General features: G+C 61.5%; 15 protein-coding genes. 11 read left to right on the top strand and 4 right to left on the bottom strand.

Translation table 11 applies throughout. The annotated features are described in order from the left end of the window. Nucleotides 1-7: 7 nt before the first annotated feature. Complete coding sequence (locus L1892_RS01150) at nucleotides 8-1,474, bottom strand: DUF1254 domain-containing protein (RefSeq protein ID WP_235721611.1); 1,467 nt, start codon at nucleotides 1,472-1,474, stop codon at nucleotides 8-10. Between the two features lie 283 nt (nucleotides 1,475-1,757). On the opposite strand from L1892_RS01150, the gene L1892_RS01145 reads away from it, so the two are divergent. After that, the gene (locus L1892_RS01145; protein ID WP_235721610.1) at nucleotides 1,758-1,982 is read left to right on the top strand and encodes a hypothetical protein; all 225 of its coding nucleotides are present in this window, start codon (nucleotides 1,758-1,760) and stop codon (nucleotides 1,980-1,982) included. 829 nt (nucleotides 1,983-2,811) lie between these two features. Here L1892_RS01145 and L1892_RS01140 read toward each other — a convergent pair. Further along, nucleotides 2,812-3,384 (bottom strand): DUF4234 domain-containing protein, encoded by a 573-nt coding sequence (locus L1892_RS01140; protein WP_235721609.1) that lies wholly within the window; start codon nucleotides 3,382-3,384, stop codon nucleotides 2,812-2,814. Between the two features lie 219 nt (nucleotides 3,385-3,603). Between L1892_RS01140 and L1892_RS24990 the strand changes: the two genes are divergently transcribed. From L1892_RS24990 to L1892_RS24825, 6 genes are all read left to right on the top strand, one after another. Further along, entirely contained in the window at nucleotides 3,604-4,218 is a 615-nt protein-coding gene (locus tag L1892_RS24990) for a GIY-YIG nuclease family protein (protein WP_372474932.1), read from the top strand. 235 nt (nucleotides 4,219-4,453) lie between these two features. Further along, entirely contained in the window at nucleotides 4,454-4,705 is a 252-nt protein-coding gene (locus tag L1892_RS01130; protein WP_235721607.1) for a hypothetical protein, read from the top strand. A 537-nt stretch (nucleotides 4,706-5,242) separates the two neighbouring features. Further along, nucleotides 5,243-7,591, top strand: a complete 2,349-nt coding sequence (locus L1892_RS01125; protein WP_235721606.1) for a TPR repeat domain-containing protein — start codon at nucleotides 5,243-5,245, stop codon at nucleotides 7,589-7,591. Next, nucleotides 7,569-8,333 carry a hypothetical protein gene (locus L1892_RS01120; protein ID WP_235721605.1) on the top strand — a complete coding sequence of 255 codons (765 nt, stop codon included), beginning with the start codon at nucleotides 7,569-7,571 and terminating at the stop codon, nucleotides 8,331-8,333. The genes L1892_RS01125 and L1892_RS01120 overlap by 23 nt, the downstream gene beginning before the upstream one ends. Before the next feature lie 152 nt (nucleotides 8,334-8,485). Beyond that, on the top strand, nucleotides 8,486-9,211 hold the full coding sequence (locus L1892_RS01115; protein ID WP_235721604.1) for a hypothetical protein: 726 nt from the start codon (nucleotides 8,486-8,488) through the stop codon (nucleotides 9,209-9,211). 221 nt (nucleotides 9,212-9,432) lie between these two features. Further along, nucleotides 9,433-10,281 (top strand): protein NO VEIN domain-containing protein, encoded by an 849-nt coding sequence (locus tag L1892_RS24825; RefSeq protein ID WP_235721603.1) that lies wholly within the window; start codon nucleotides 9,433-9,435, stop codon nucleotides 10,279-10,281. 32 nt (nucleotides 10,282-10,313) lie between these two features. Here L1892_RS24825 and L1892_RS01105 read toward each other — a convergent pair whose 3' ends face one another. Continuing rightward, on the bottom strand, nucleotides 10,314-13,550 hold the full coding sequence (locus L1892_RS01105; protein ID WP_235721602.1) for a UvrD-helicase domain-containing protein: 3,237 nt from the start codon (nucleotides 13,548-13,550) through the stop codon (nucleotides 10,314-10,316). 1 nt (nucleotide 13,551) lies between these two features. Next, nucleotides 13,552-15,792 (bottom strand): PD-(D/E)XK nuclease family protein, encoded by a 2,241-nt coding sequence (locus L1892_RS01100; RefSeq protein WP_235721601.1) that lies wholly within the window; start codon nucleotides 15,790-15,792, stop codon nucleotides 13,552-13,554. Nucleotides 15,793-16,187: 395 nt separating this feature from the next. Here L1892_RS01100 and L1892_RS01095 point away from each other — a divergent pair, with 395 nt between their 5' ends. From L1892_RS01095 to L1892_RS01080, 4 genes are read left to right on the top strand one after another with little or no spacing between them, the layout of a single operon-like run. After that, nucleotides 16,188-16,388, top strand: coding sequence for a helix-turn-helix domain-containing protein (locus tag L1892_RS01095; protein ID WP_235721600.1), 201 nt, complete (start codon nucleotides 16,188-16,190; stop codon nucleotides 16,386-16,388). 3 nt (nucleotides 16,389-16,391) lie between these two features. Further along, the gene (locus tag L1892_RS01090) at nucleotides 16,392-19,685 is read left to right on the top strand and encodes a helicase-related protein (RefSeq protein ID WP_235721599.1); all 3,294 of its coding nucleotides are present in this window, start codon (nucleotides 16,392-16,394) and stop codon (nucleotides 19,683-19,685) included. Then, entirely contained in the window at nucleotides 19,678-20,361 is a 684-nt protein-coding gene (locus L1892_RS01085) for a DUF4391 domain-containing protein (protein ID WP_235721598.1), read from the top strand. Before L1892_RS01090 ends, L1892_RS01085 begins: the two co-directional genes overlap by 8 nt. A gap of 13 nt (nucleotides 20,362-20,374) precedes the next feature. Beyond that, nucleotides 20,375-22,306, top strand: coding sequence for a site-specific DNA-methyltransferase (locus L1892_RS01080; protein ID WP_235721597.1), 1,932 nt, complete (start codon nucleotides 20,375-20,377; stop codon nucleotides 22,304-22,306). Nucleotide 22,307: the final 1 nt, after the last annotated feature.

Raw genomic sequence — 22,307 nt, 5'->3', positions numbered from 1 at the left:
GTTCGGCTCAGTCCGCCTCGATGTCTCCCGGCTTCCAGGTGCCGTCGAACCAGGCCTCCAGCGGTCCGTAGAGCCGAAGCAGCGTGAACCAGCCTTTGCCCGCAACGGTCTGGACCCAGTTCGTCGCGAGTTGGGCCGGCTCGTCGGGGCCGAAGACGATGTCGACGGAGCCGTCGTCGTTGTAGACCAGCGCATCACGTTTGCTGCTGCGGCCCGGCAACGGCTGACCGGTCTGCAATTCGGATCTGGTCTGTGGGTCGTAGACCGTCACCGACCAGAAGTCGGCCGCGGGAGCGCCCGCCGGCAGACGCATCCGGTAGGTCTTCGCGCCGTCGAGCGGTTCGCCGTCCGCGTCGAGGGTCGCGTAGGCGTACTGCGACCCCTTCCCCACCATCTTGAGCGCCATCGCCGGCGTGTTGACGGTGGCGAGGTAGAAGAATGTGGTTCGCCCGTCCAAGAATCGGCCGCCGGCTCCTTGGTCGCGGAGAAACTGGTGGTCGCCGCCGGGGAACGGGTTGAGCCAGCGCCGATCCGGGTAGATCTGGAACCCGTCTTCGCGAGGCCGGAATCCCAAGGCGCGCGCCGTTCCGTTGCCGACCGCGACCGCGTCGGTGAGGATCTCGCGCATGCGCTCGTCGGGGGCGAACGGCGCCTCTTTCGTGATGCCGATCGAGGCCAGTAGGCCGCGGGTCTCGGCGTCGATGACGCCGATCGGCTCCTTGGCGATGACGTGCGCGACTTCCTCATAGAACGTGAAATCGTTGGCGTGCACTGTGTTCATCTCTTCACCGGACGCCGACGTCCACTCCATCGCGGGGGGATCATTGCGCTCTGAGAACGGATACACCTTGACGCCCTCGGTGAACATCGTGACCGCGGCATCGGCCTTACCGTCAACCAAGAATCCGCGCAGGATCAGAAGATTCACGGCGCTGGGGGATTCGGCGACGAACCAGCCATCCGGCCGCTCGCCGTCGTAACCCGGTGGGACGATCAGATAGGTGCCGCCGGCGCCCCGATCAGGTCCGGGCATCCCCATGTCCACCACGAACCGAAACCAGGCGTCATCCACAGTGCCCGGGCCGCATCCGGGCGGCACCTCGACAACGGTCGCGCCGTCACGCTCCAGGTCGAGCATCGCGAAGGCATACACCGTATCGGAGTTGCCGGTCAGAAACAGCGGATTCGAATCGAGGAGCCGGTCGGTGATGCCGCCCTTGTGGCACGCATCCATGCCGAGTTGCAGCATCCCGCGGCGCAACCCTTCCAGCGAGGCTGCGGGGATGCAGTTGAGGAACGCTTCCACGCCGCGCAGGAAGTCGAGATGATCGAACAATGTCTGCGTCGTCTCCGGAGTGGGCACCCCGTCGGCGAACTGGAGTTCGCCGATACGCGTTGACACCGTGTCGGGCGTCATGATGCTGCTGGGGATCGGCGTGTTGTAGCCCGCCATCGATTCAGACTCGCCTGTCAACTCATGCTCCTTGCTACCCGTCGAGCCGCCGAGGTGGCTCACCATCACTCGAATGCGAACGACCCGGCGCGTGCAACTGCCCGGAGGCGAGGTCCGTCGATGTGAACAAGATGACTCTAGCGTCGATCATCTGCCGACGCGCTGAGTTCGGGCCGGTCCGCTCGGGCTCACGAACGTCGCACAGGGCACGGTGAACACCGGCCGTATGCCGACGGAACTCGGTATGAAGGCAAGATGATTCGTCCGTGTCCTCGAATCGTTGGAGAAAGCAATCGTGGATTTCGTGAGCGAGCTTGCTGAGGAGAAGACGCACGGCGCCGACGTGCACACATCGAGTATGGGAGTGGATCATGAACTGGCTTCGGCGTCTCGGCGCGGTCTGGTGTGTTGTTCTAGCCTGGCCATCGCTTTGATCATCGCGGTTCTGATCGTGTGGGCGATGGTGACCTATCTGACGCAAAACGCAGTCGTGCTGCCGGACGTCTGCCCATCCGGCAGCCCCTGGTAGCCGTAGCCGTCATCGATAGTTGCCGACCCGCGGCTTGGTGTGCCCGACCTCTCTTCCAACGGTGACGGGTAACTCCAGCTCGACCTCGGACTCACTATCTACAGCGAGCCCGTCACTACACGCAGTGCCGGGCTCCTTCCGGTGACCACGGAGACAACAGCAGATGAGCTACGGTGCAGCACATGTCCGAGGTTGGTATTCGCGCACTCAAGCAGGATGCGTCAGCGGTAGCCGCTAACGCGGCTGCCGGTGAGACCGTGATCATCACCGACCGAGGCTGGCCCGTCGCGCAGTTGACACCGATTCCCGCGTCGCCTTGCAGGGCTGATCGCGTCGGGGCAGCGCGTCCGCCGCGGCGTGACATCCGCGACCTCGAATTCCCACAACCAGGCCCGGACCTGTCACGCGAACTCGCCACCATGCTGACACCGAGCGGTACTGACGGGAGGTCTGGTACGTCGACACCTCGGCGCTGAATCATCGCGGAAGTCGAGACCCCGGCGTTATACCGCTGGATCACCGACGCGAATCCCGTACTGATCTCCTCTGACCTCGCCCGCACCGAGCTGCTTCGAACTGTCCGTCGTGCCGCAGATGTCCGAGCCGAACAAGCTCGCGCGGTACTAGATTCACTTATCCTCAGAGCCGTCACCACCCGAGTATTCGACCGCGCGAGCCACCTGGATCCGGACAGCCCTCGCATGCTGGATGCAGTGATGCGACAAGGTGGATGCCACGTGCGCTGACCCGTCGCGTGGCTCCTCGACGCTGGCGCCAACGTTGACTGGGCGAATTGCTGAACCGACTTCACCCACGCCGGCGCTGCGACTCAGACGAACAGGGGCACCGGCGAGTGCGGTGCCGCGCCGGGGTAGCGGTCCGCGACCTTGTTGAGTTCAAACTGCATGTAGAGCAGGTTGGTGCTGAACACAAATGCGAGCAGCCAGCACAGCAGCGGCGAGCAGGTCTCCGGGAGCCCTGCCGCACGTTGCGCGTTGCGGATGCGCGCTCCGGCATTGTGGTAGCTGATGAGCGGACCGATGACGGTCCACCCCAACAAGAGAAGTACCAGCATCGGGCCGACTACAGGGATCTGACGGCGGCGGTCGAACTCGGCCATCTCCTTGTGAATCTTGTAGTACCAGACGAAGTAGTAGATCCCGAGGGTGATGAGCGGCAAACCGATCCACACCGCGAACGGGTTGCGGCGCTTCACAGCGAGACCAGATGCAACTGCTCCACCGGCCTGGTTTGTCGGAGGATGAGGCGAGAAACCCGCGGAGCCATCATGCACCGGGTTCGTTGCTCCCATAGAGGCCGAGCCGTCAGGTCCCGCCACGATCGGCGGCTGCGGCTGCTGAGGGACTTGCGGGGTCGGTGGAATATCCGACGGTTCGGTCATAGTGCACTCGATTCAGGTTTCCGCCACTCGCTCACGCTAAGTCGGTGGACTGGTCTTTTGTGGTTTGTGCCGTCATTTTGCACGTCTTGTGTACTGCGACCGCCGATGTCTCGGAGGGCGGTCGCGGCAAGGTTCCGCCAAACGAATGAACGGTCCACCCGGCCAGCTCCATGGTGACTGTGGCCCCTGAGCTGCGACTGCGCACCGTAGTCTCGGCAAATGGACCACGCCGAGGCGGCTGCGACGCTAAGCGACTTTTTGCATGCTCCGGTGTTCAGCAGAACCGAGGTACTCGCCAAGGTGTGCCCGGTCCCCAAACAACCTGGTGTCTACGGGTGGTGGTTCGATCGCGCGCCGTCGGCAGCCATCAACCCTGCCGGCTGTGAGAACCGCGACGGGTGGACCCTGCTGTACGTCGGGATCAGCCCGAGTCGACCACCCAGGAATGGGAAACCGCCGAGCGGCCAAACCATCCGACGACGGATAGTCAACCATTGCCGGGGACGCGCGGCGACATCGACGCTTCGCTTATCTCTCGGTTGTCTTCTCAGCAACGAGCTCGGGCTGCAACTACGGCGGGCCGGAACGGCGGGAAAGAGACATTTCGGGCCCGGCGAACTGGTTCTGAACGAGTGGATCTCCGAGCACGCACGCGTTTCCTGGATCGAGCACGAAGAACCTTGGATGATCGAAGACGAGCTGATCAGCACACTGGACCTACCGCTCAACCTCCGTGGCAACGAGACGCATGCGTTTCATCCGACGCTGGCCACGGCGCGTGCCGACGCACGACGCCAGGCCGACGATTTGTGGTCTCGTGGAGTCACGTGGTGAACGTGCAACTCAGCGGCAGACACTTCGGTCGTAGGAACAGGCAATGCCGGCTACCAGCCGCACCCCTTCGCGTCGGGTTTGAAACACAAAATTCGTCCCACCACCGTGCGCGTGAAGTTCGATGGAACCTAGCTCGACGCCGGTGCGTCCTACAGACGGTGAGCCCGACGGCGGCAGTTGGTATTATCCACGTCGGCTCAGGTATTTGTCAGTTCCGTGGCCGTCGGGGGTGTAGATGACGAAGTTCAGTATGGATACCGGTGCCGTAGAAGGCGCGGCGACCAAGGTCGACGGGCTCGCTAGCGAGATCCGCGGCCTTGAGCTGACAACCAAGATGTCGTCTCTGGGGACCGCGATCCCGGATACCCCCAACTGCTCATCACCGATCAAAGCCGTCGCGGACGGCGCGGACGCCACCATCGGCAAGTCGGTCAGCAATTGCGGCGGACAGGTTGAGGCCTTCGCGGCGCTGGCCCAGACGAGATGATGCGATCGCGTTTGAATCGGACCGGATCACCAAAAAAGGCCACGAGTTGGACGTCACAAGCATTATCGCGAAGCATACGGATGCTTGGTAGCCCGCTCGGGGGAGCCCTGATTTCGGCAAATCCCTGGAACCGATCGCCGGGTTGGCGCGTCCTAGTACTGGCATCGCGAATCACACTGAGCAATGACTGGCGGGGGCATCATGACTACACCAAACTCTGACGTCGTACTGGAACCAGCCGAGCTGGAAGCGGCGGGGGCAACGATTGCCGGCTTCGGCGAGTCGGTGTCCGGTCTGAATTGGGGTTCGCACGGCACGCCCGCCCCTACTGGCCCATTAGCGGGCTTCGAGGTCGCGACCGCGGTCGAAGGGTCCGCCGTGGCCGTGGGGCAGGCGGTGTCCACGATCTCGGGCAGATGTGAGCAGTTTGCCGGGGCACTTCGTGCAGGAGCACACGCGTTTGTTGTGTCAGATGAGATAGCTGCTGGGCTGTTGACATCGCTCGGTGACCTCAACCGTCAGCCCGAGGCGTGACTGGTGACCCAGAAGACTCGTTCAATCGTCGAACATGCAGATCTCAGCGAACTGGGAGCCGCTGCTAACGCCTTGAAACCGGTGAGTGACGGCATCAGCCGAGCGGCCGACGACTTGCATCGAACGATTCATGGACTCGACTGGAAAGGTCAGTCCCGGGTAGACGCCACGGGACGCGCTGACAGCGAAAAGACGCAGATGCACCGGGTCAGCAGTGCAGTGGATGCGCTCAAAGCAGCCTTGGCCGGCGGGCAGGCGGCGATGGCGCCGATGGTCGAGAACCTGAAATCATCGACTCGGAATCTGGAGGCGGCGAGCTACGAAGTCAGTAACGACTGGGCCGTGACTGACGGATATGAGTACGGCCTCGCGGAGGCTTTCGCAGCCGGTGATCCGGCTGAGGAAGCACGAATCGCGGAGCTGAAGCGTCAGCGGGCTGAAGAGGCGCAGAACGCAACAGTTCGGCTGACCCGTCTCGCACAGGAGCTTGATGCGGCAGACGCCGCGTGCGCGCAAGCAGTGCGTGAGGCGAACGACGAAATCGGTTCGACGGCACCTGTGGCGGCAGGCCTGCTCGGCAGGCAGGGTACCTCGGACTTGCAGGCGCTGCGGACGGCCACTGCAACTCCGGAGCAACGGGCTCGATTGTTTGCGGCCACGCAGTTGACCCCGGACCAGCTCGAAGCGCTGCGGGAAGGGCGCCCGGCGTATATGTCCCAAGGTCAGTTCGATTACCTGCAATCGGTGATGAAGGGCCTCGACGGGGTCGGCTTGGAAGAAATGGGAGACATCGAAAAGCACGCCCCCGGACAACTGGGTGACGCAATTCGGTTGATGTCCATTCCCAACCTTAAAACCGCGTCAGGCGAGAAAGGCGGTATGGGGCAGCTGCCCATCAGCGTCCGAACTCTCTTGCAGGACAGTCCCACTCGCTTGGACACAGCGGTTGTGGGGCCCACAATTCAGACTTTCACCGATGTGCCGCGGTTGAATGACTTCCGAACGCTCAACACGATACTGAGCCATGGTGACCAGGGCTTTCGACTCGGAGCGGACGTCGACCGAGGGCTCCTGAAGCAGGCGAGTGAGATCAGCGGCAACCTCAGCCCCCGTGGATCCGACGCCTACTACGGAACCTATGACCACCGGATCGACAGCGGCGAACTCCGCCAGACCGTCGATGCGATGTTCCACAACGCCTCGGGGGACCATCAAGCTGTTGCTGACTTTCTCACCGGCGACAACATGGATGTCACGGTTACACCAGGAAATCACTACAACGCCGACACGCACGTCGTCAATCTCTTGGACACAAAGTGGGAATCAGATGAGCTGGGTGCGAAGTCGGTCTTGGGTTGGATGGGTGACTCTGCCGGTGCACCCGGGTATGAGGGGGAGGCGGCGGGCCGATCGATGTCGGCGCTCGCGGACCTCATGGTTAAGAACCATGATAGCCTCGCACACATCTCGGTTGGCGATGATAAGTATTCGTCCTTTGGCCAACTCAATCCCGAGCTAGCGCAGAGCATCGCGCGAAGCGCGTCTCCGTTTATCGGCAACTTTGTCGATGCACCGGATCAAATGCTCGTTAACCACCATGCGTCGGAAATGAGTTCAACCGAAGACTTTGCGAAGTTTGCGGGGCTACTCGCAACGGATCAGACAGCTGGTGACATGGTCGTACACAGTTCCTCAACCTGGGAAAGCTATATGGCCTATGAGTTTGGTGAGCAACCGGACCGGTCCGGACTAGGTGTTACGGCTGGCTTTCTCAACCGCGGGATGGAGGATGGCATCGGCGATGCCGAGGCAACCCTGAAACAGAACGAGGAATGGCAGCAGACGGTCGACTACGCACGTAGAAGTGACCAGATCGATGGCGTACTGGGGCTGCTTCAAGGTTCAGGGATTCCGGGCCTGGCGGATGCTGCGACCCTTGCTGGCCCGGCCATCAAGAGCGAGGAACTCGGACTGCCTCCAGGAGACCCAGGTAACCGGCCTGTATGGGAGGATCAGATTGACAGCTATCGCGATAGCCACTCCGATTTGACGGACGGCACCGCGCGTAAGTATCAAATGCTGGCGCCTTTTGCGGAGAATAATCCCGAAATCGTCGATCGTTCGTGGAATGGCGACGGATACGGCCCCATCGACTTCTTTGACGAAAGTGGCCGCCCTGATTGGAAAACAATTTCAGCGAACCAGTCTAGGTTTCACACATTCTTCGACAACACTACTCTGGGGGACGCCGCCGAGGCATACACCGACAACTACTCGGGAGAGGTCGGAGGATCACGTATCGATCGCAATGGACAGAATGATCCGGGGAGTGTTGATGCTGCGCCGCGCTAATGCTGGGCGACTGCTGCCGCTCACTGGTTTGGGTATATGTAGTGCGCTGCTACTCGTCGGTTGCGGTGGTGGTACGTCGAACCAGTTGGCCAATGACGACGCCTCTGTTTCCCCTGAGACCAGCACGCCAGCATACGAAAATCTGCAGATGCGTGTCAGATGGTCAGAGGGTGCCGAATCTCTCGCTACATCAGAAGCAACCTTTTTGCGCGCGGTATTCGAGTCTGATGCAATCGCAACGGTCGAGGGCTCCTTGGCAGCGGCGTTCCCTGGCTACGCTGACGCGCTGGCTGACCCCGACACGATTTCCCGGTATGAGAGTAGCGGGAGTCCGTCGAGGAATCATACCATCGACTACCGGGCGAAAATTGCCGGTATCGACGAGACAGCAGGGCGTACTGCAGTTGCACTGGTGTGCTCGGCTGGGCGAAATGCCTTTGCCGACGGTGAATTCCCACCGATGATTTCCGCGAGTGATCCGCCAAAAGGGACCGAGGCAAACCCAGGAGTGATGAAGGTGTTCTTCGAGCGCGGCGAGGTGGCACCTCCCGAGGGTCAGCGCGGAGACGCGACAGTCCCCGGCGCAAACGTATTCGGTGACTGGAAGGTCACCGAGATCCAGCGGGTGTGGGCTAGCGACGCTCCAGACCGGCCAGACCCACGTCTAATCTGCGGAGATTTGGGCGACCTGACCGAGCCAGGAAGTTCCCGACCGGGGTGGAGCGCCGCCAGCGGAGTTTGAGAGCCCGTCGCAACTACTCGAAGAATTCTGTGTTGTGTTCGGACCCAGTGACGGCTTCAACTATGCCTATAGCGAGAAAGGGGGTGGATCAATCATTGACCGGAGTGAGCAGCCTAGCCCGAGTGACGCGAACCAGCCACGCTAGACCTCCCATGATGACTTCCACCGTTTTGATCGCAACGTTAATGGCGATAGTAGCCGGCACAACGGCTTGCGGGACCGCGTCCGATGCTTCGAGTGAAGATGAGGATTCGTCGATAACTGCCAGTCGCGAAAATTGGTCGCCGATCGCAAACGTCCATGTTGATTGGACGTCCGAAGGAGGTGAAGCCCTGACGACGTCGGACGCAACCTTCATCAGAGCAACGTTCGAGGCTGATGTAATCTCTGCACTCACTGGCGATGAAGCTGAAGCCTTTCCAGGATTCAGCACTTCGATGAGGGACCCTGATGCACGCCGTCTCTATGAAACAGGAGGCGGCCTACTCAAGCGATATGAGTATGACTATTGGACTGCTATTTCGCGCATCGAAAATCGCGCAGGAGACGCCGTGAACGCGCGTGTATGTTTTTGGTATACAGAACGGGCGCAAGGATCGCCTCTACCCTCGGTGACCGACGGAGCAGATATGACCGGTCCGGGAGTGAGGGTCATCGACTACCAGCGCACTGGCGAGTCGCCGCCAGACAACCAGCGAGGACCCAATGCTTCACCGAACTCAGATGTGTTCGGCGACTGGTACGTATCAAGCATCCAGCGCACCTGGGCGGACGGCGATCCGAATAAACCTGTACCAAGCAAAGAATGCCCGGAGATGTCACCACCACGAGCACTCAAAAGATCCTCGCCTGGCTGGCCTACCCAATATGGTGAGTAGCCAGGGCTTTCTGGCCGGCTCTGGAAAACGGTGCGATTCGAGTTGCCGTCCACTGACCGGCCGCCGGCCGCCGGCCGCCGAAGAACGCTGATCGAAGGAGTATTCGAATGCACGCCCCTTACACCGAACACCAGACAAACCCGCTAGCACCGACTGGACCGGGTGTCGGGGACCTGCCCGCAGCATAATTCGGTGCCGAAGAGCGACAGCCTGGAGGTTTCGTGGCCGGTGAGAAGGATTGGTCCCGCAGAGAGGTAGAGCTATGTGTGGCGGAGTACCTCCACATGCTTACGTTGCAGCTCAATGGCCAGAATTTCAATAAGCGAGCTCGATCGGTTGCCCTGGCGGAAAAGCTTAACCAGCGCAGCCGGACTGCCGTCGAGTTCAAGCACTGCAACATCAGCGCGGTAATGACCGAACTTGGCTATCCGCTGGTGCAGGGGTACAAGCCACGTTCCAACTACCAACGACTCCTCATCGAGGTACTCGAGGAACAGTTAAGTTCAAACAGTGCCGTTCAGGATGCTGCGCAGGCAGCCGTTCAACGGCCAGCGACACCCACTGACTTCGTCTTCGATCAGAAGATCTGGGTGCCCGCTCCCGAGCACAGCGAAGGACGGGAGTCGGCGGTGGCTGAACACGGAATTTTCAGTCCTATGCGCCGCGATTTCCTTGCCCAAGAATCACGCAATCGCTCGCTAGGGTTGGCCGGGGAGACTCTCGTAGTCGACCTCGAAGTGCGGCGTCTGTACGAAGCCGGCAAGAAGTCGCTCAGCGAACGCGTCGAGCACGTGTCTCAAACTCTGGGTGACGGACTCGGGTACGACGTACTGTCCTTCGATGACGACGGCCGCGAGCGGCTCATAGAAGTCAAAACAACCGCCTTCGGCCGCTACACGCCCTTCTACGTCACGCGCAACGAGCTTGCACGTTCTGAGGAGGACGCTCCTACGTACCATCTCTATCGCGTGTTCGATTTCCGCGAGAACCCGAAGGTCTTCGATCTCCCAGGCGCGATTGGCAGCAACTGTCGTCTCGATGCCGCCACGTACTTGGCCCGGGTGGGCTGAGGATCTCTCGGAACCGAACTCTTCCTGCGCCGTCACCCGTGCATGCTCCTCGCCACTACCGTCGCCGGCCCCACCCGACAGAACACCAACTCCAACCGAGTCACCCTCTCCCCCGTCGCATTTCGCAGCAAGTCCGCATAGATGGCCAACTGCGCCCAGTAGGCCTCGAGCGTATGTGCACTGACGCCGACGTCGGTTTTGTAGTCCGCGATCACAAGCCCGCCATCGTCGTCCCGGTACACAAGGTCTGCAATGCCCTCGACGACCGTTGTTCCGTCCGGTCCGAGACCTGCCAGCTGCATCTCTTTCCAGTGCTCACGTACGGCGGCTCGCTGGACAGGTTCGGACTCCAGCGCCGATCGCGCTAACGCGACGAAGTGCTCGACGTCGACGATGCCGGCCACGGACGCCGCATGGCGAGCGGTGGTCTCAAAAGCTTCGTCGAGCGGTGCGCCCAGCTCTATCACCTCGAGCACCGCGTGCAGCGCCGTACCCAGAGATGTACCGCTGTCCGCAATCGCCGTGGCTGGCGAAACCCGTTCTTCTGCAGGCACAGTGAGAAGACCAGCACCGCGATAGCCTTCCAGCAGAGCAACCTCTGCACTGTCCTCACCGTGCACGATGCGCGTCGCCGAGTACGACGCCCGCAACGCCGAGGTCACCTCGATCGTGGCCGTCTCCGCCGACCACTCGTCCCACGACTGACGCTCGAACTGCTCGATGGGCTCGTCATCACGCCGTACAGGCTCGATGAGCTCCGGCCCCGAGTTCGGCAGACCGTCGATCGCAGGCGCCAGCGTCGCACCCCACGAGGCACCTTTGCCGACGTACCCGGACACCGCGAGATGACTCTCGGCGCGGGTGCACGCCACGTAGAGCAGCCGCTTCTTCTCGGCCTCAGCGTGGTCCTTCTCCGCGGCAGCCGCCGGCTTGTAGCCCTTCGACGCCACCGCCTTCGACACGCACGCCTGCAACGTGCCCTCGTCATCCCACAGCAACGGTTCGGGCTGCGTGCGGAAGCCCCCGCTCATCCCAGCAACCACCACCATCGGGAACTGCAGGCCCTTGGCGGCGTGAATGGTCATGATGCGCACGGCATCGACGCCGATCTCCGGGAGAACGGTCTCGGCAACGCGCGCGTTCTCGTCGGCTTGGGTGTCGGCCCAGTCGATATAGTCACGCAACGATCCACGGTCTTCGGCGTACCACGCGCGGGCCTGATCGATGACGAACCGCAGCCGCCGCCACACGTCGCGGTGACGGGGCGAGTCCATTGACACCTCGAAGACCCGGCGGTCGGTGGCTAGGCGACTCAGCAACGCACCAGGATTCAGATCGCCGAGATCGAACGACAGCTCCCGAAGGTACGCGTATGCGGCCGCCACAGGCGAGTCAGCCAGCTCATCCGTAGGCGGCGTCGCGTAGATGCTCCATCGCCCGTCCGCAGCTTTCCAGCGCAGCAGATCATCGTCACCGCAGCCGAACAGCGGGGTACGCAGGGCGGCAACGAGCGCGGCTTCATCGGCGGTATTCGCCAACGCCCGGCAGGTCACCAACAGGTCGTGCACCTCTTGCGTCGAGTACACGAGACTCGATGCTTCCGAACGGAACTCGATACCGGCGGCGTCGAGACCCTTCTCAAGGAACGGCAGAACTGTGCGCGACGGGATGAGGATGCAGATGTCTTTCCATCGCAGTGCGTCGTGCCGGTAAGTCTTGCCATCATCGAGTGACTCTCTATGCCAACGCTTTTCGACGGCGGTGGCGATGATCCGCGCGACATCGCGGGATTCGCGTGCTCGGATGGCTTCGGCGGGTGAGAGGGAGTCCTCGTCGTCGACGGGTTCGTCGTTGTCAGGGAACACGAAGGGGTGCGGACCCCAATCGAGGGGCCACCGCGGCCTGCCGGGCGCGGGATGCAGCGGCGTGTAGGACGGCTGGACGTGGCCATCCGCGACGATGAGCCGGCCGAAGACGGTGTTGATCCAGTCGATGACCGGTCGGGTGGAGCGAAAGTTGGTGGTCAGTTGCACGACGTCGGCGGCCGGGGTGCGGTCACGGGCAGCCATGTAGGCGGCGATGTCCGCGCGGCGGAAACGGTAGATGGACTGCTTCGGATCGCCGACGGTGAACAGTCGACCCGCTTCGTCACGGCCAGCGACGATGCGCTGAGCCAGCTCAAGCTGCAGCGGGTCCGTGTCTTGGAACTCGTCGAGCAACACTCGCTGATAGCGGTCGTGCGCTGCCGCGGCGACCTCGGGATCGCCGAGCACGTCGCGGGCGAGCACGAGGAGGTCGTGGAACTCGAGCTGTCCGCTTCGTTGTCGTTCGCAAGCTTCGTCGAGGACGATCTCAGACAGATGGTGCACCACCACACGAACGGCGCCGTCGATGTAGGCGCCGACGACGTCGGGACAGATCTCGTCGCGCAACGCCTTGATGGACTCTTTGATCTCCTTGACCTGTGCCGAGCCACCCCGCCAGTTCTTGCCAGCACCACCGTTGCCGGGCCCTGGACACAGCGCCGCCATGGGAATCCAGCCGGTCGCATCCCGTTCTGCTGCAACGAGGATGCGCCATTCGCGGACCTTGTCGAGCTGCTGCGCGAGCTTGTCGTCGAGGTCGAGGCAGTCGTCGATCCTCTCGGTGATGGTGTCGGCTTCGCGCAGGATGCGGTCGATGTCGGCGGGGGCGATGCCTTGTGGGTTGTCGTCGAGGGTGAGGCGGTCCCAGTTGCGGTCGAGCGCGTCCGCGAGTCCACGCATCTGATCGAGTGAGGCGCCGGCAGCCATGATGATGCCCATGGCGTCGACCAGCATGGGTGGTGCGGCGTCGGTGAACAGTCGGGTGCGCATGCGGCGCCATCGTCGTTCGAACGACAGCTGCGAGCCCATCGCGTCGACGACGGCGATGCGCGGAGGTACCCCGGCTTCGAGGGGATGTTCGCTGATGATGCGGGCGGCGAAGGCATGCAGGGTGCCGATGGCGGCGGTGTCGATCTGTTCGAGCGCGGCGTGCGCACGTTCGGTGTCGTTCTGGGCGAGTTCGACGCGGACGCGTTCGCGCAGTTCGGCGGCCGCCTTCTCGGTGAAGGTGATGGCAGCGATCCGGTCGAGGTCGATGCCGTCGCGCAGCACGAGTTGGCAGATGCGGCCGACGAGCGAGTGGGTTTTGCCGCTGCCGGCGCCTGCTTCGACGAACAGGGTGGCGGCGGTGTCGGTGGTGATGCGGTTGCGGGCTGCTTGGTCGGCGAGGGGTTCGGTGGTCATGTCAGCCTCCGTACTTCCGTACGTAGTCGGCGATCTCGTTGACGCCTTCGAGGGCGGCCCAGGCGCGGCGCAGTCCGGCGCGGCCGAGGAGGTCGATGACGGGCAGTTCCCAGTGGGTGTCTTCGATCTTGGGTGGGAAGTGGCCGGCGCGGATGGATCGGTGGACAAGGTCCATGTCGTCGGTGAGGGTGGCGATGACGTCGTCGGTGATCGGGTAGCCGATGGAGGCGAACTTCCCTTTGCTGGTGACGAACCAGTAGCGGGCTTCGACGTCGTCGCCGAGGGTGCGCGCGAATAGCCCGTAGACGGGGAGCTGGAATTGCAGTCCGGAGTTGGTCGGCGTGAGGTTGGTGAGATCTCGGTACTTGTCGCTCTTGCCGGTCTTGTAGTCGGTGACGCGGATGCGGCCGCCGCTGTGTCGGTCGATGCGGTCGATCTGTCCGCGGAAGCGGATGCTGTGGTCGCCGAGCGTCAGGGTGACCTCGGGATCGGTTCCGGTGCCGAAGTTCTGTTCGGCGTGGGTGGGGCGCCAGCCGCCGGCGTGGTCGGTGTGGTCGTGGCCGAACCAGTCGTCGAGGTCGCGCACGATGGTGCCGCGGTCTTTGGCCCAGAGTTGTTCGAGCCAGCCGGGACTGTCGGCCTGTGCTTCGTCGAGCACTTCCTGGGCGACGAGGTGCAGGCGGCCGACGTCGAGTTCGGCGCCGTCGATGGTGGCGAGGACGTAGCGCTCGAGGATGGTGTGGATGAGGGTGCCGCGGGTGAGGGCGTCGATCTGGGCGGTCTCGTCGGGGTCGGCGAGGGCGCGCAGGCGCAGAATGTGTTCGAGGAAGTACTGGTAGGGGCTTTGCACCCAGAGTTCGAGCCCGGTCGGTGACACCGGGTGGTCGAAGGTGGTGATCAGATCCTTCACTGTCGACAGGTTGCCGTTGAAGCGGGTGAAGCGGCCGTTGAGGCGGTCGCTGCGCATTGCCATGCCCCGGTTGATGATTGGGTCGTTGAGGGTGCCGCGGCGTCGGTTGGCGGGCACGGACGCGAGTTCGCGGAGCCGCCATTCCGTGTCGGAGGCGGCGGATGCGCCGATGCGGTCGTCGGCGCGTTGGGCGGCGACGTCGAACGATTCGACCGCAACGATTGCTTGGCAGTTCTCTGTCTCGCGTTGCCAATCGACGACGTTGACGTCGCGGCCGGCGAGCTGAGCCATCGCGGGGATAAGCCAGCGCGACGGCACCTTCTCGGCGCCACCACGCAGATTGCCGCGGGGAAAGGTAACGACCCGTTCGGCACGGCCGGCGCTGACAGCGCTGGCGAAGGCGAGGCGTTGGCGGTCCATGTGGTCGCGGGCGGTGAAGCCGGTTAGTTCGGGCGGCAGGAGTGGGTCGTCGCGGCGGGGTGTGGGGATGATGCCTTCGGCGGCGCCGATGACGATGCTGACGTCGAGGTCGCGGCCGATGCCCGCGGCGATCGGTCCGATGGTGACGCCTGCGCCTGAGTCTCCGTGCATGCCCCGGTGAGCGGTGAGGCGCACCGTGACGGCGTCGAGGATGCGCGCTGCGAGGAGTGTGAAGAGTTCGCGTCGCGGAATCGTGTCGTGGTCGAGTTCCAACAGCCCGAGTAGCGCGCGGGCGGTGGGGCGGTCGACGAGGGCGTGGCATTCGGGCCCGGCGAACGCGATGTGGCCGGCGGTGAGATGTTCGTGGAGTAGCGGCAGGTAGGGGTCGTCGCTGCCGTAGAAGATGCCGATGCGGTGGCCGGGGACGCCGTTGGCGAGGTGCTTGCGGACGAGTCGGACGACGGCTCGGACCTCGTCGTCGGCGTCCGAAGTGTGGATGATCTGCGTCGGCGTCACGTCAACGGCCGGTTCGATGGTTTCGCCGCATTGTTGAAGCTCGCGGAGGAGCGATTGTTCCGCGCGCGTGTTGGCAACGGGCTGGTAGACGATAATCGCGCCGAGCTCGTTGAGACGTTCGGCGGCGGCCGTGTAGGCCTCGTGCTGGAGGTAGTACGAGCCGGTGAGCCGGTCGGTGGCTGCACGGTAGATGCGGAGCAGGTCGGCGACCAGAGGCGTCGGCGAGTCCATCGTCGGCTCGGCGATGGCGGTGAGTTCCCAGGCCGCGCTCGCGAGGGCTTGTGCGGTGATCGGCTCGTCGGCGACGTCGGCAAAGGCGCCAGGGGCTTCGGCGAGGACGCGTTGGATGGCGGCTTCGAGGAGTGGGTAAGGAAGTGGTTGGCGAGGCGCAAGCATCGGGACGGCTAGCCTGGAAACGGTCTGCGGAAGCGCCGAAACTGTCACATTGGCGGCCGATTGGGCCCGCGCGAAGTAATACAGGACATCTCTGCCGGCGTGGTGGTTGGGCACAGTGATCGTGACCTGTCGCAGCGCCGAGGCGGTTTTGGCACGAACTGCGGCGGCTGTTAAACCGTCGAGCGCGGAGCACATACGGACATAGTGCACGGCAGGTAGGACAACCGTCCGTCCCTTGGACGGGACAAGGATGACTCGGATTCGAAGCATCGGCCCCACAGACCCGCTCAATTCCCTCTAGACCGCGTCAAACCCGGTCCATTAGCGTACCCTCGTGCGCGTGACACTAGTGGACGCTCGCAATTGGGCGCCTCGGGACCGAGGAGAGACGTCCGTTGCCTGCTGAACCCTGGCTATCGGCCGACGCGATCGCCGCCCACCTGGGTGTCACAAAGGAAACGGTCTACGCATGGATTGCCGATAAGGGCATGCCCGCTCACCGGGTCGGCCGCCTATGGAAGTTCCAAGCCAGCGAGGTCGACGGCTGGGTGCGAAGCGGCGGTGCCGACGCAACGCGGCGAGAGTCCGGGAGCTGACCTATGCGCATCATCGATAACGTCAACGAACTGCTCGGCGACGACCTAAAGTCGACAATCACACCCGGCTCGCGAGTCCGAATTGCTGCGGCCACCTTCTCGATCTTTGCATTTGAGGCACTGCGCAAGGAGCTCGAGCAGGTTGCGGAGCTGCAGTTCATCTTTACGTCGCCATCGTTCGTCACCGGCGAAGCCACAGACAAGCTCCGAAAAGAGCGGCGTCAGTTCTTTATTCCTGCCAACGGCGCGGAGTCAAGCCTTTTCAGCTCAGAGTTCGAGATTAGGCTGCGCAACAAGCTCACCCAGCGCGCGATCGCGCGGGAGTGCGCGGAGTGGGTACGACAGAGAGTCAGGTTCCGATCCAATGCCACCGGGAACCCCATGCAGCAGTTCGCGGTAGTTGACGATCAGGCCGCCTACATGCCGCTGCAGGGTCTCACGACAGCCGACCTCGGCTATGAGCGCGGAAACGCAGTCTCAAATATGGTGCACCGCATCGACGATGCACCCATGACGACGCAGTACGTCCAATTGTTCGATCAGATCTGGAACAACCCCGATCAGGTCGACGAAGTCACCGATGCCGTCCACGACCACATCGCAAGCGTCTACTCGGAGAACTCCCCAGCGCGGATCTATTTCCTCATCTTGTACAACCTCTTCGCTGAGTTTCTCGACGACATCAACGAGGACGTGCTCCCGAATGACCGGACTGGATACCAGGACACCAAGGTTTGGAACAGTCTCTACAACTTCCAGCGCGACGCAGCGACCGGGATTATCAACAAGCTCGAAACCTACAATGGATGCATCTTGGCCGACAGCGTCGGTCTCGGTAAAACCTTCACCGCTCTGGCAGTCATCAAGTACTACGAGCTCCGCAACAAATCGGTACTCGTACTATGCCCCAAGAAGCTCTCCGAGAACTGGACCAACTATAACGCCAACCTGACGACCAACATCTTTGCTAGTGACCGCTTCAATTACGATGTGCTCGCCCACACCGACCTCTCCCGTACACGCGGTGAGTCACTCGGACTCCGGCTAGATCGAGTTAACTGGGGCAACTATGACCTCGTCGTCATCGACGAATCCCACAACTTCCGCAACGCGGACTACGCCGTTGAGAAGGAGTCCCGCTATCAACGGTTAATGCGTCAGGTCATTCGCGAAGGCGTGAAGACTAAAGTGCTGATGCTGTCAGCTACCCCGGTAAACAACCGCTTCAACGACCTCCGAAATCAGCTGCAGCTCGCGTACGAAGGCGAGTCGAAAAACCTTTCTCGCCACCTGAACCTCTCGACCACTGTCGAAAAAATCTTCAAAGATGCGCAGACCGTGTTCAATGAGTGGTCGAAACTCGATCCGGTGGATCGCACCACGGATCGCATCCTCCAGATGCTTGACTTCGATTTCTTTGAATTGCTCGACGCAGTTACGATTGCTAGGTCCCGCAAGCACATACAAGCGTTCTACGACACGACCGCAATTGGAGCGTTTCCACAACGCCTTCCACCGAGGTCCATCCATAAGCCTCTCACGGACCTGCCTGACATCGCCAGCTTCAACGAGATCTTCGAGCAGCTCCAGGTGCTCACTCTAGCGGTCTATACCCCACTGGCGTACGTCTTTCCAAGTCGTCTTAGCAAGTATGAGGACCTCTATAACGTCACCGCTGGCAACGCTCGGTCGAACCTCGGTCAGAGCGGACGCGAGCAAGGCCTGAAGAAGCTGATGACGGTCAATCTCCTTAAGCGCCTGGAGAGCTCAGTGGACGCTTTTCGACTCACCCTAGGAAAGATCGAGACCTCTATTGACCAGACCTTGACCATGATCGACGCCCATCAGGCTTCCTCGACCCAAATCGACAGCAGTCTGTCCAACCTCGATCTCGATGTAGACGACGAAGACGATGCCAACCTCGAGGCGCTGTCATTCGGAGAGAAGATCAAGATCGATCTCAACGACGTAGACACCGAGTCCTGGCGCCGGGACCTATGGAACGATCGTGAGACCCTCCGAGAACTGCTCGACGAGATGCGCAAGGTCACGCCCGATCGAGATCTCAAACTCGGGGCGCTCAAGCAGCTCGTTGAAGAAAAGGCCACCCATCCAATCAACTCAGGCAACCGAAAGGTCTTGATCTTCTCGGCGTTTGCCGACACCGCAAACTACTTGTATCGCGAATTAGCGCCTGCCATATCCGCGGCGGGGATGGACTCCGCAGTGATCACTGGCGGCAGCCACGGCGCGAAGACGACGCTGGGCACTGGCTTCGACTTCCAGCAGGTCATGTCAATGTTCTCCCCCCGGTCGAAGCAGCGTCACCTCACCATGCCCAAGGAGACTCGAGAGATCGAGGTGCTCATCGGCACCGATGTCATCAGCGAAGGGCAGAACCTCCAGGACTGCGACTACTTAATCAACTACGACATCCACTGGAACCCCGTCAGGATTGTCCAGCGATTCGGCCGCATCGACCGCATTGGATCGACCAACACGGTCATCCAACTGGTGAACTTCTGGCCCGATATTTCTCTCGATGAGTACATCAATCTCAAAGAGCGCGTAGAGAACCGAATGGTCATCGCGGACCTGGCGGGTACCGCCGACGACAACGTCCTCACATTGGAAGACGGTGACGCAGCGTTCCGTAAAGAACAGCTACGGAAGCTCCAAGACGAGGTAATCGAGCTGGAAGACGTACGAACCGGGGTGTCCATTACGGATCTCGGGCTCAACGACTTCCGCATGGACCTTCTTGGGTACCTCAAGGAGTACGGAGACCTCGCCACCGCACCGAAAGGCCTACACGCAGTTGTTCCTGCGCAGCCCACACAAGGCCTAGTGCCGGGGGTCATTTTCGCGCTGCGAAACGTAAACACCGACGAGTCCCAAATCACCGGCCAGAGCGGCAACCGAGGTAACCGTCTTCACCCGCACTACCTGGTCTACCTCGGCGACGACGGCACCGTCATCGCCGATCACACCGAGGCCAAACACCTACTCGACCTGATCCGTGCCGGCTGCCGCCCGTACGACCAGCCAGTCTCTGACGTCGTCCGAATCTTCAACGCAGCCACCGGCGAGGGCGCCGACATGGGCCGGTACTCGCAGCTGCTCACCGACGCGATCCATTCGATGATCGATGTAACCGAGGAACGCGACATCGACAGCCTGTTCACCGGCGGTCACACCACCGCCCTCACCCAGGCCATCGCCGGGCTCGATGACTTTGAGCTGATCGCGTTCATCGCGGTCGTCGACACCGACAAAGGGCTGTCCGCCAATGAGTGATCCGCATGTGGACATGCTCTACCGGTGGCCCACAGCCGCGAGATTCGACCGACGAGTACCGAAAGAGAAGTTCTATCGCCACGGCACCGTCACTGCTGCGGTACGCGACAAGTTTGTCGCCGACGTGCAGCGCATCACCTGGGCCTACAAACTTGCCGAGAGCACCGTCAACCTCGCCGGCAACACCACGGTCCCCGAGATTCAGATCTTCGAGATCGACGCGAAGAGCAATGACGTCACCGAATCAGTGTTGACCGCGATCGACAGGGCGATCCCGTTCCCGATCATCTTCGAGATTAACCGCGGCAGCGGTGAGACACAGGTAACCCGGATGGTGGCAGCGCACAAGCAATTGACCTCCGGCGCACCGAAAATCGGCAACTACTACAGCACAGGCTGGCAACCGGCTCGGACCGAACGACGACCCCTTCCGGCCTCGATCACCCTGCCCGCCCTCTACACCGCACTACTCGATCCGCTCACGCCAGTGGATGCACGTCCGGGCGAAGACGTGTCAGAGGTCGCTGCAAGACTGCATACAGTACGCAAGCTCGAACGCGAAATTGCCGCACTGGAACGCAAACTCGGCGCTGAACGTCAATTCAACCGCAAGGTCCAATTGCGGCGCGCATTGAAGACGAAGCAAGCAGAACTGACCGTGTTGGTCGAAAGGTAGGCAGAGCAAACCCGTGGACAAGCTGCGCATGACGTCACCCGACCTGACCGACACCAACATCGACAAGATCGCGGAGTTGTTCCCGAGCGTCGTCACTGAAACTCTCGGCGCCGACGGCAGCCCTCGGAAGGCCATTGACTTCGACCTGCTCCGCCAGGAACTGTCCGACCATGTTGTCGAGGGGCCGCAGGAACGTTATCGGCTCGATTGGCCTGGAAAACGCGCTGCCGCGTTCGCGGCGAACGCCCCCATCGCGAAAACCCTTCGACCCGTGCGGGAAGAGTCCGTCGACTTCGACACCACAAAGAACCTCTTCATAGAGGGCGACAACCTCGAGGCGTTGAAGTTGTTGCAGGAGTCATACCTCGGCAAGGTCAAGCTGATATACATCGATCCGCCGTATAACACCGGCAACGACTTTGTATACAACGACGACTTCGCAGAGACGAAGGACGAGTACCTCCTGAGATCAGGACAGACCGACGAGAGCGGAGCAAGCCTCGTCGCGAATCCTGAATCGAATGGCCGGTTTCATTCCGACTGGCTGAGCATGCTTTACCCGAGGCTTAAGCTCGCGCGAAACCTACTTACTGACGATGGTGTCCTAGTCATCTCGATCGATGACAACGAAAGTGCGAACCTGCGCAAGATCGGCGACGAGATATTCGGTACACGCAACTTCGTTGCTCAGGTTGCCGTGCAAGTCAACCCACGAGGCCGTCACTTGGATCGATTTGTGGCCAAGACTCATGAGTCTCTCATGATCTTCGTACGCAACTCTGCTGCTGAGTCGATCAAGGGGATCGCGAAAGCTGGGAGGATGGCGGATGAATACCAGCGTTCCGACGATGGCGGTCCGTTTCGTCTCCTCGGTCTGCGCAACCGAAATCAGGCATTCAACCCCCAGACGAGGCCCAATCTCTATTTTCCCCTCTTTGTCGAGCCTTCGACAGGGCGAGTGTCAACGGAACGGACTGGCGAGTTCCATGTCGAAGTGCTCCCAGATGCGCCAGATGGGACACAAACATGTTGGACTTGGGGGCGTGAGAGGGTTCTACGTGACAACGCACTGCTGACCGCTGAATTGACGGGTGCGGAGTGGCGAATCTTCCGGAAAGACTATTTGTACGATGTCAATGGCGAAGTTTCTAAAACACTGGTGAAATCCGTTTGGCTGGATGGAGAGTTCACCAACGACTACGGACGAAAGGCAGTCAAGGATCTCTTCGGGGGTGCTGTAATGGACTTCCCCAAATCGCCCAAGTTGATGAAGCGTCTTCTCGAGATTGCCACCGGCCCGGAGTGCACTATCCTCGATTTCTTCGCAGGCAGCTCATCAATGGCTCACGCAGTGATGATGGCCAACCTTGAAGATGGAGGGCGGCGACAGTTCGTCATGGTGCAGCTGGATGAGCACACCGACCAAAATTCCACCGCTGCGGATGCCGGGTATTCTACGATCGCCGAGTTGTCTAGAGAACGCATTCGGCGAGCTGGTGCGAGCGTCGCCGAGAGTTCAGGCATTGGTGAGACAGGCTTGGATATCGGCTTCAGGAGCCTCCATGTCGATTCCACCAACATGGCCGATGTGCTCCGGTCGCCTGATGCGACCGACCAGCTCACCATGGCGGAGCTTGAGACCAGTGTGAAGATGGACCGTTCAGGCGAGGATCTGTTGTTCCAAGTTATGCTCGACTGGGGCCTCGAACTCACAATGGAAATCGCTGTCGAACAGATCGACGGTCAGGAGATCGTTACAGTCGAGGATGGCGCCCTGATCGCGTGCTTCGACTCGACGGTCAAACCCGAGTTGGTGCGCACCATCGCTGAGCGTGAACCCTTGCGCGCCGTGTTCCGTGACTCCAGCTTCGCTGACGATGCCCGCATCAACGCAGAGCAGATCTTCCGCGAGGTCTCGCCGACCACCGTCGTGAAGGCGATCTGAC

This window comes from Gordonia tangerina (assembly GCF_021556435.1).
GTDB lineage: Bacteria > Actinomycetota > Actinomycetes > Mycobacteriales > Mycobacteriaceae > Gordonia > Gordonia tangerina.
Note: the sequence above shows the minus strand (reverse complement) of the source record. Positions and strands in the feature narration are given on the sequence as shown.

Coding starts and splice junctions, on each gene's coding strand:
- L1892_RS24990 (WP_372474932.1), top strand. CDS start 3,604: ATGGACCACGCCGAGGCGGCTGCGACGCTAAGCGACTTTTTGCATGCT.
- L1892_RS01085 (WP_235721598.1), top strand. CDS start 19,678: ATGAGTGATCCGCATGTGGACATGCTCTACCGGTGGCCCACAGCCGCG.
- L1892_RS01105 (WP_235721602.1), bottom strand. CDS start 13,550: ATGACCACCGAACCCCTCGCCGACCAAGCAGCCCGCAACCGCATCACC.
- L1892_RS01130 (WP_235721607.1), top strand. CDS start 4,454: ATGACGAAGTTCAGTATGGATACCGGTGCCGTAGAAGGCGCGGCGACC.
- L1892_RS01140 (WP_235721609.1), bottom strand. CDS start 3,384: ATGACCGAACCGTCGGATATTCCACCGACCCCGCAAGTCCCTCAGCAG.
- L1892_RS01115 (WP_235721604.1), top strand. CDS start 8,486: ATGATGACTTCCACCGTTTTGATCGCAACGTTAATGGCGATAGTAGCC.
- L1892_RS01090 (WP_235721599.1), top strand. CDS start 16,392: ATGCGCATCATCGATAACGTCAACGAACTGCTCGGCGACGACCTAAAG.
- L1892_RS01100 (WP_235721601.1), bottom strand. CDS start 15,792: ATGCTTGCGCCTCGCCAACCACTTCCTTACCCACTCCTCGAAGCCGCC.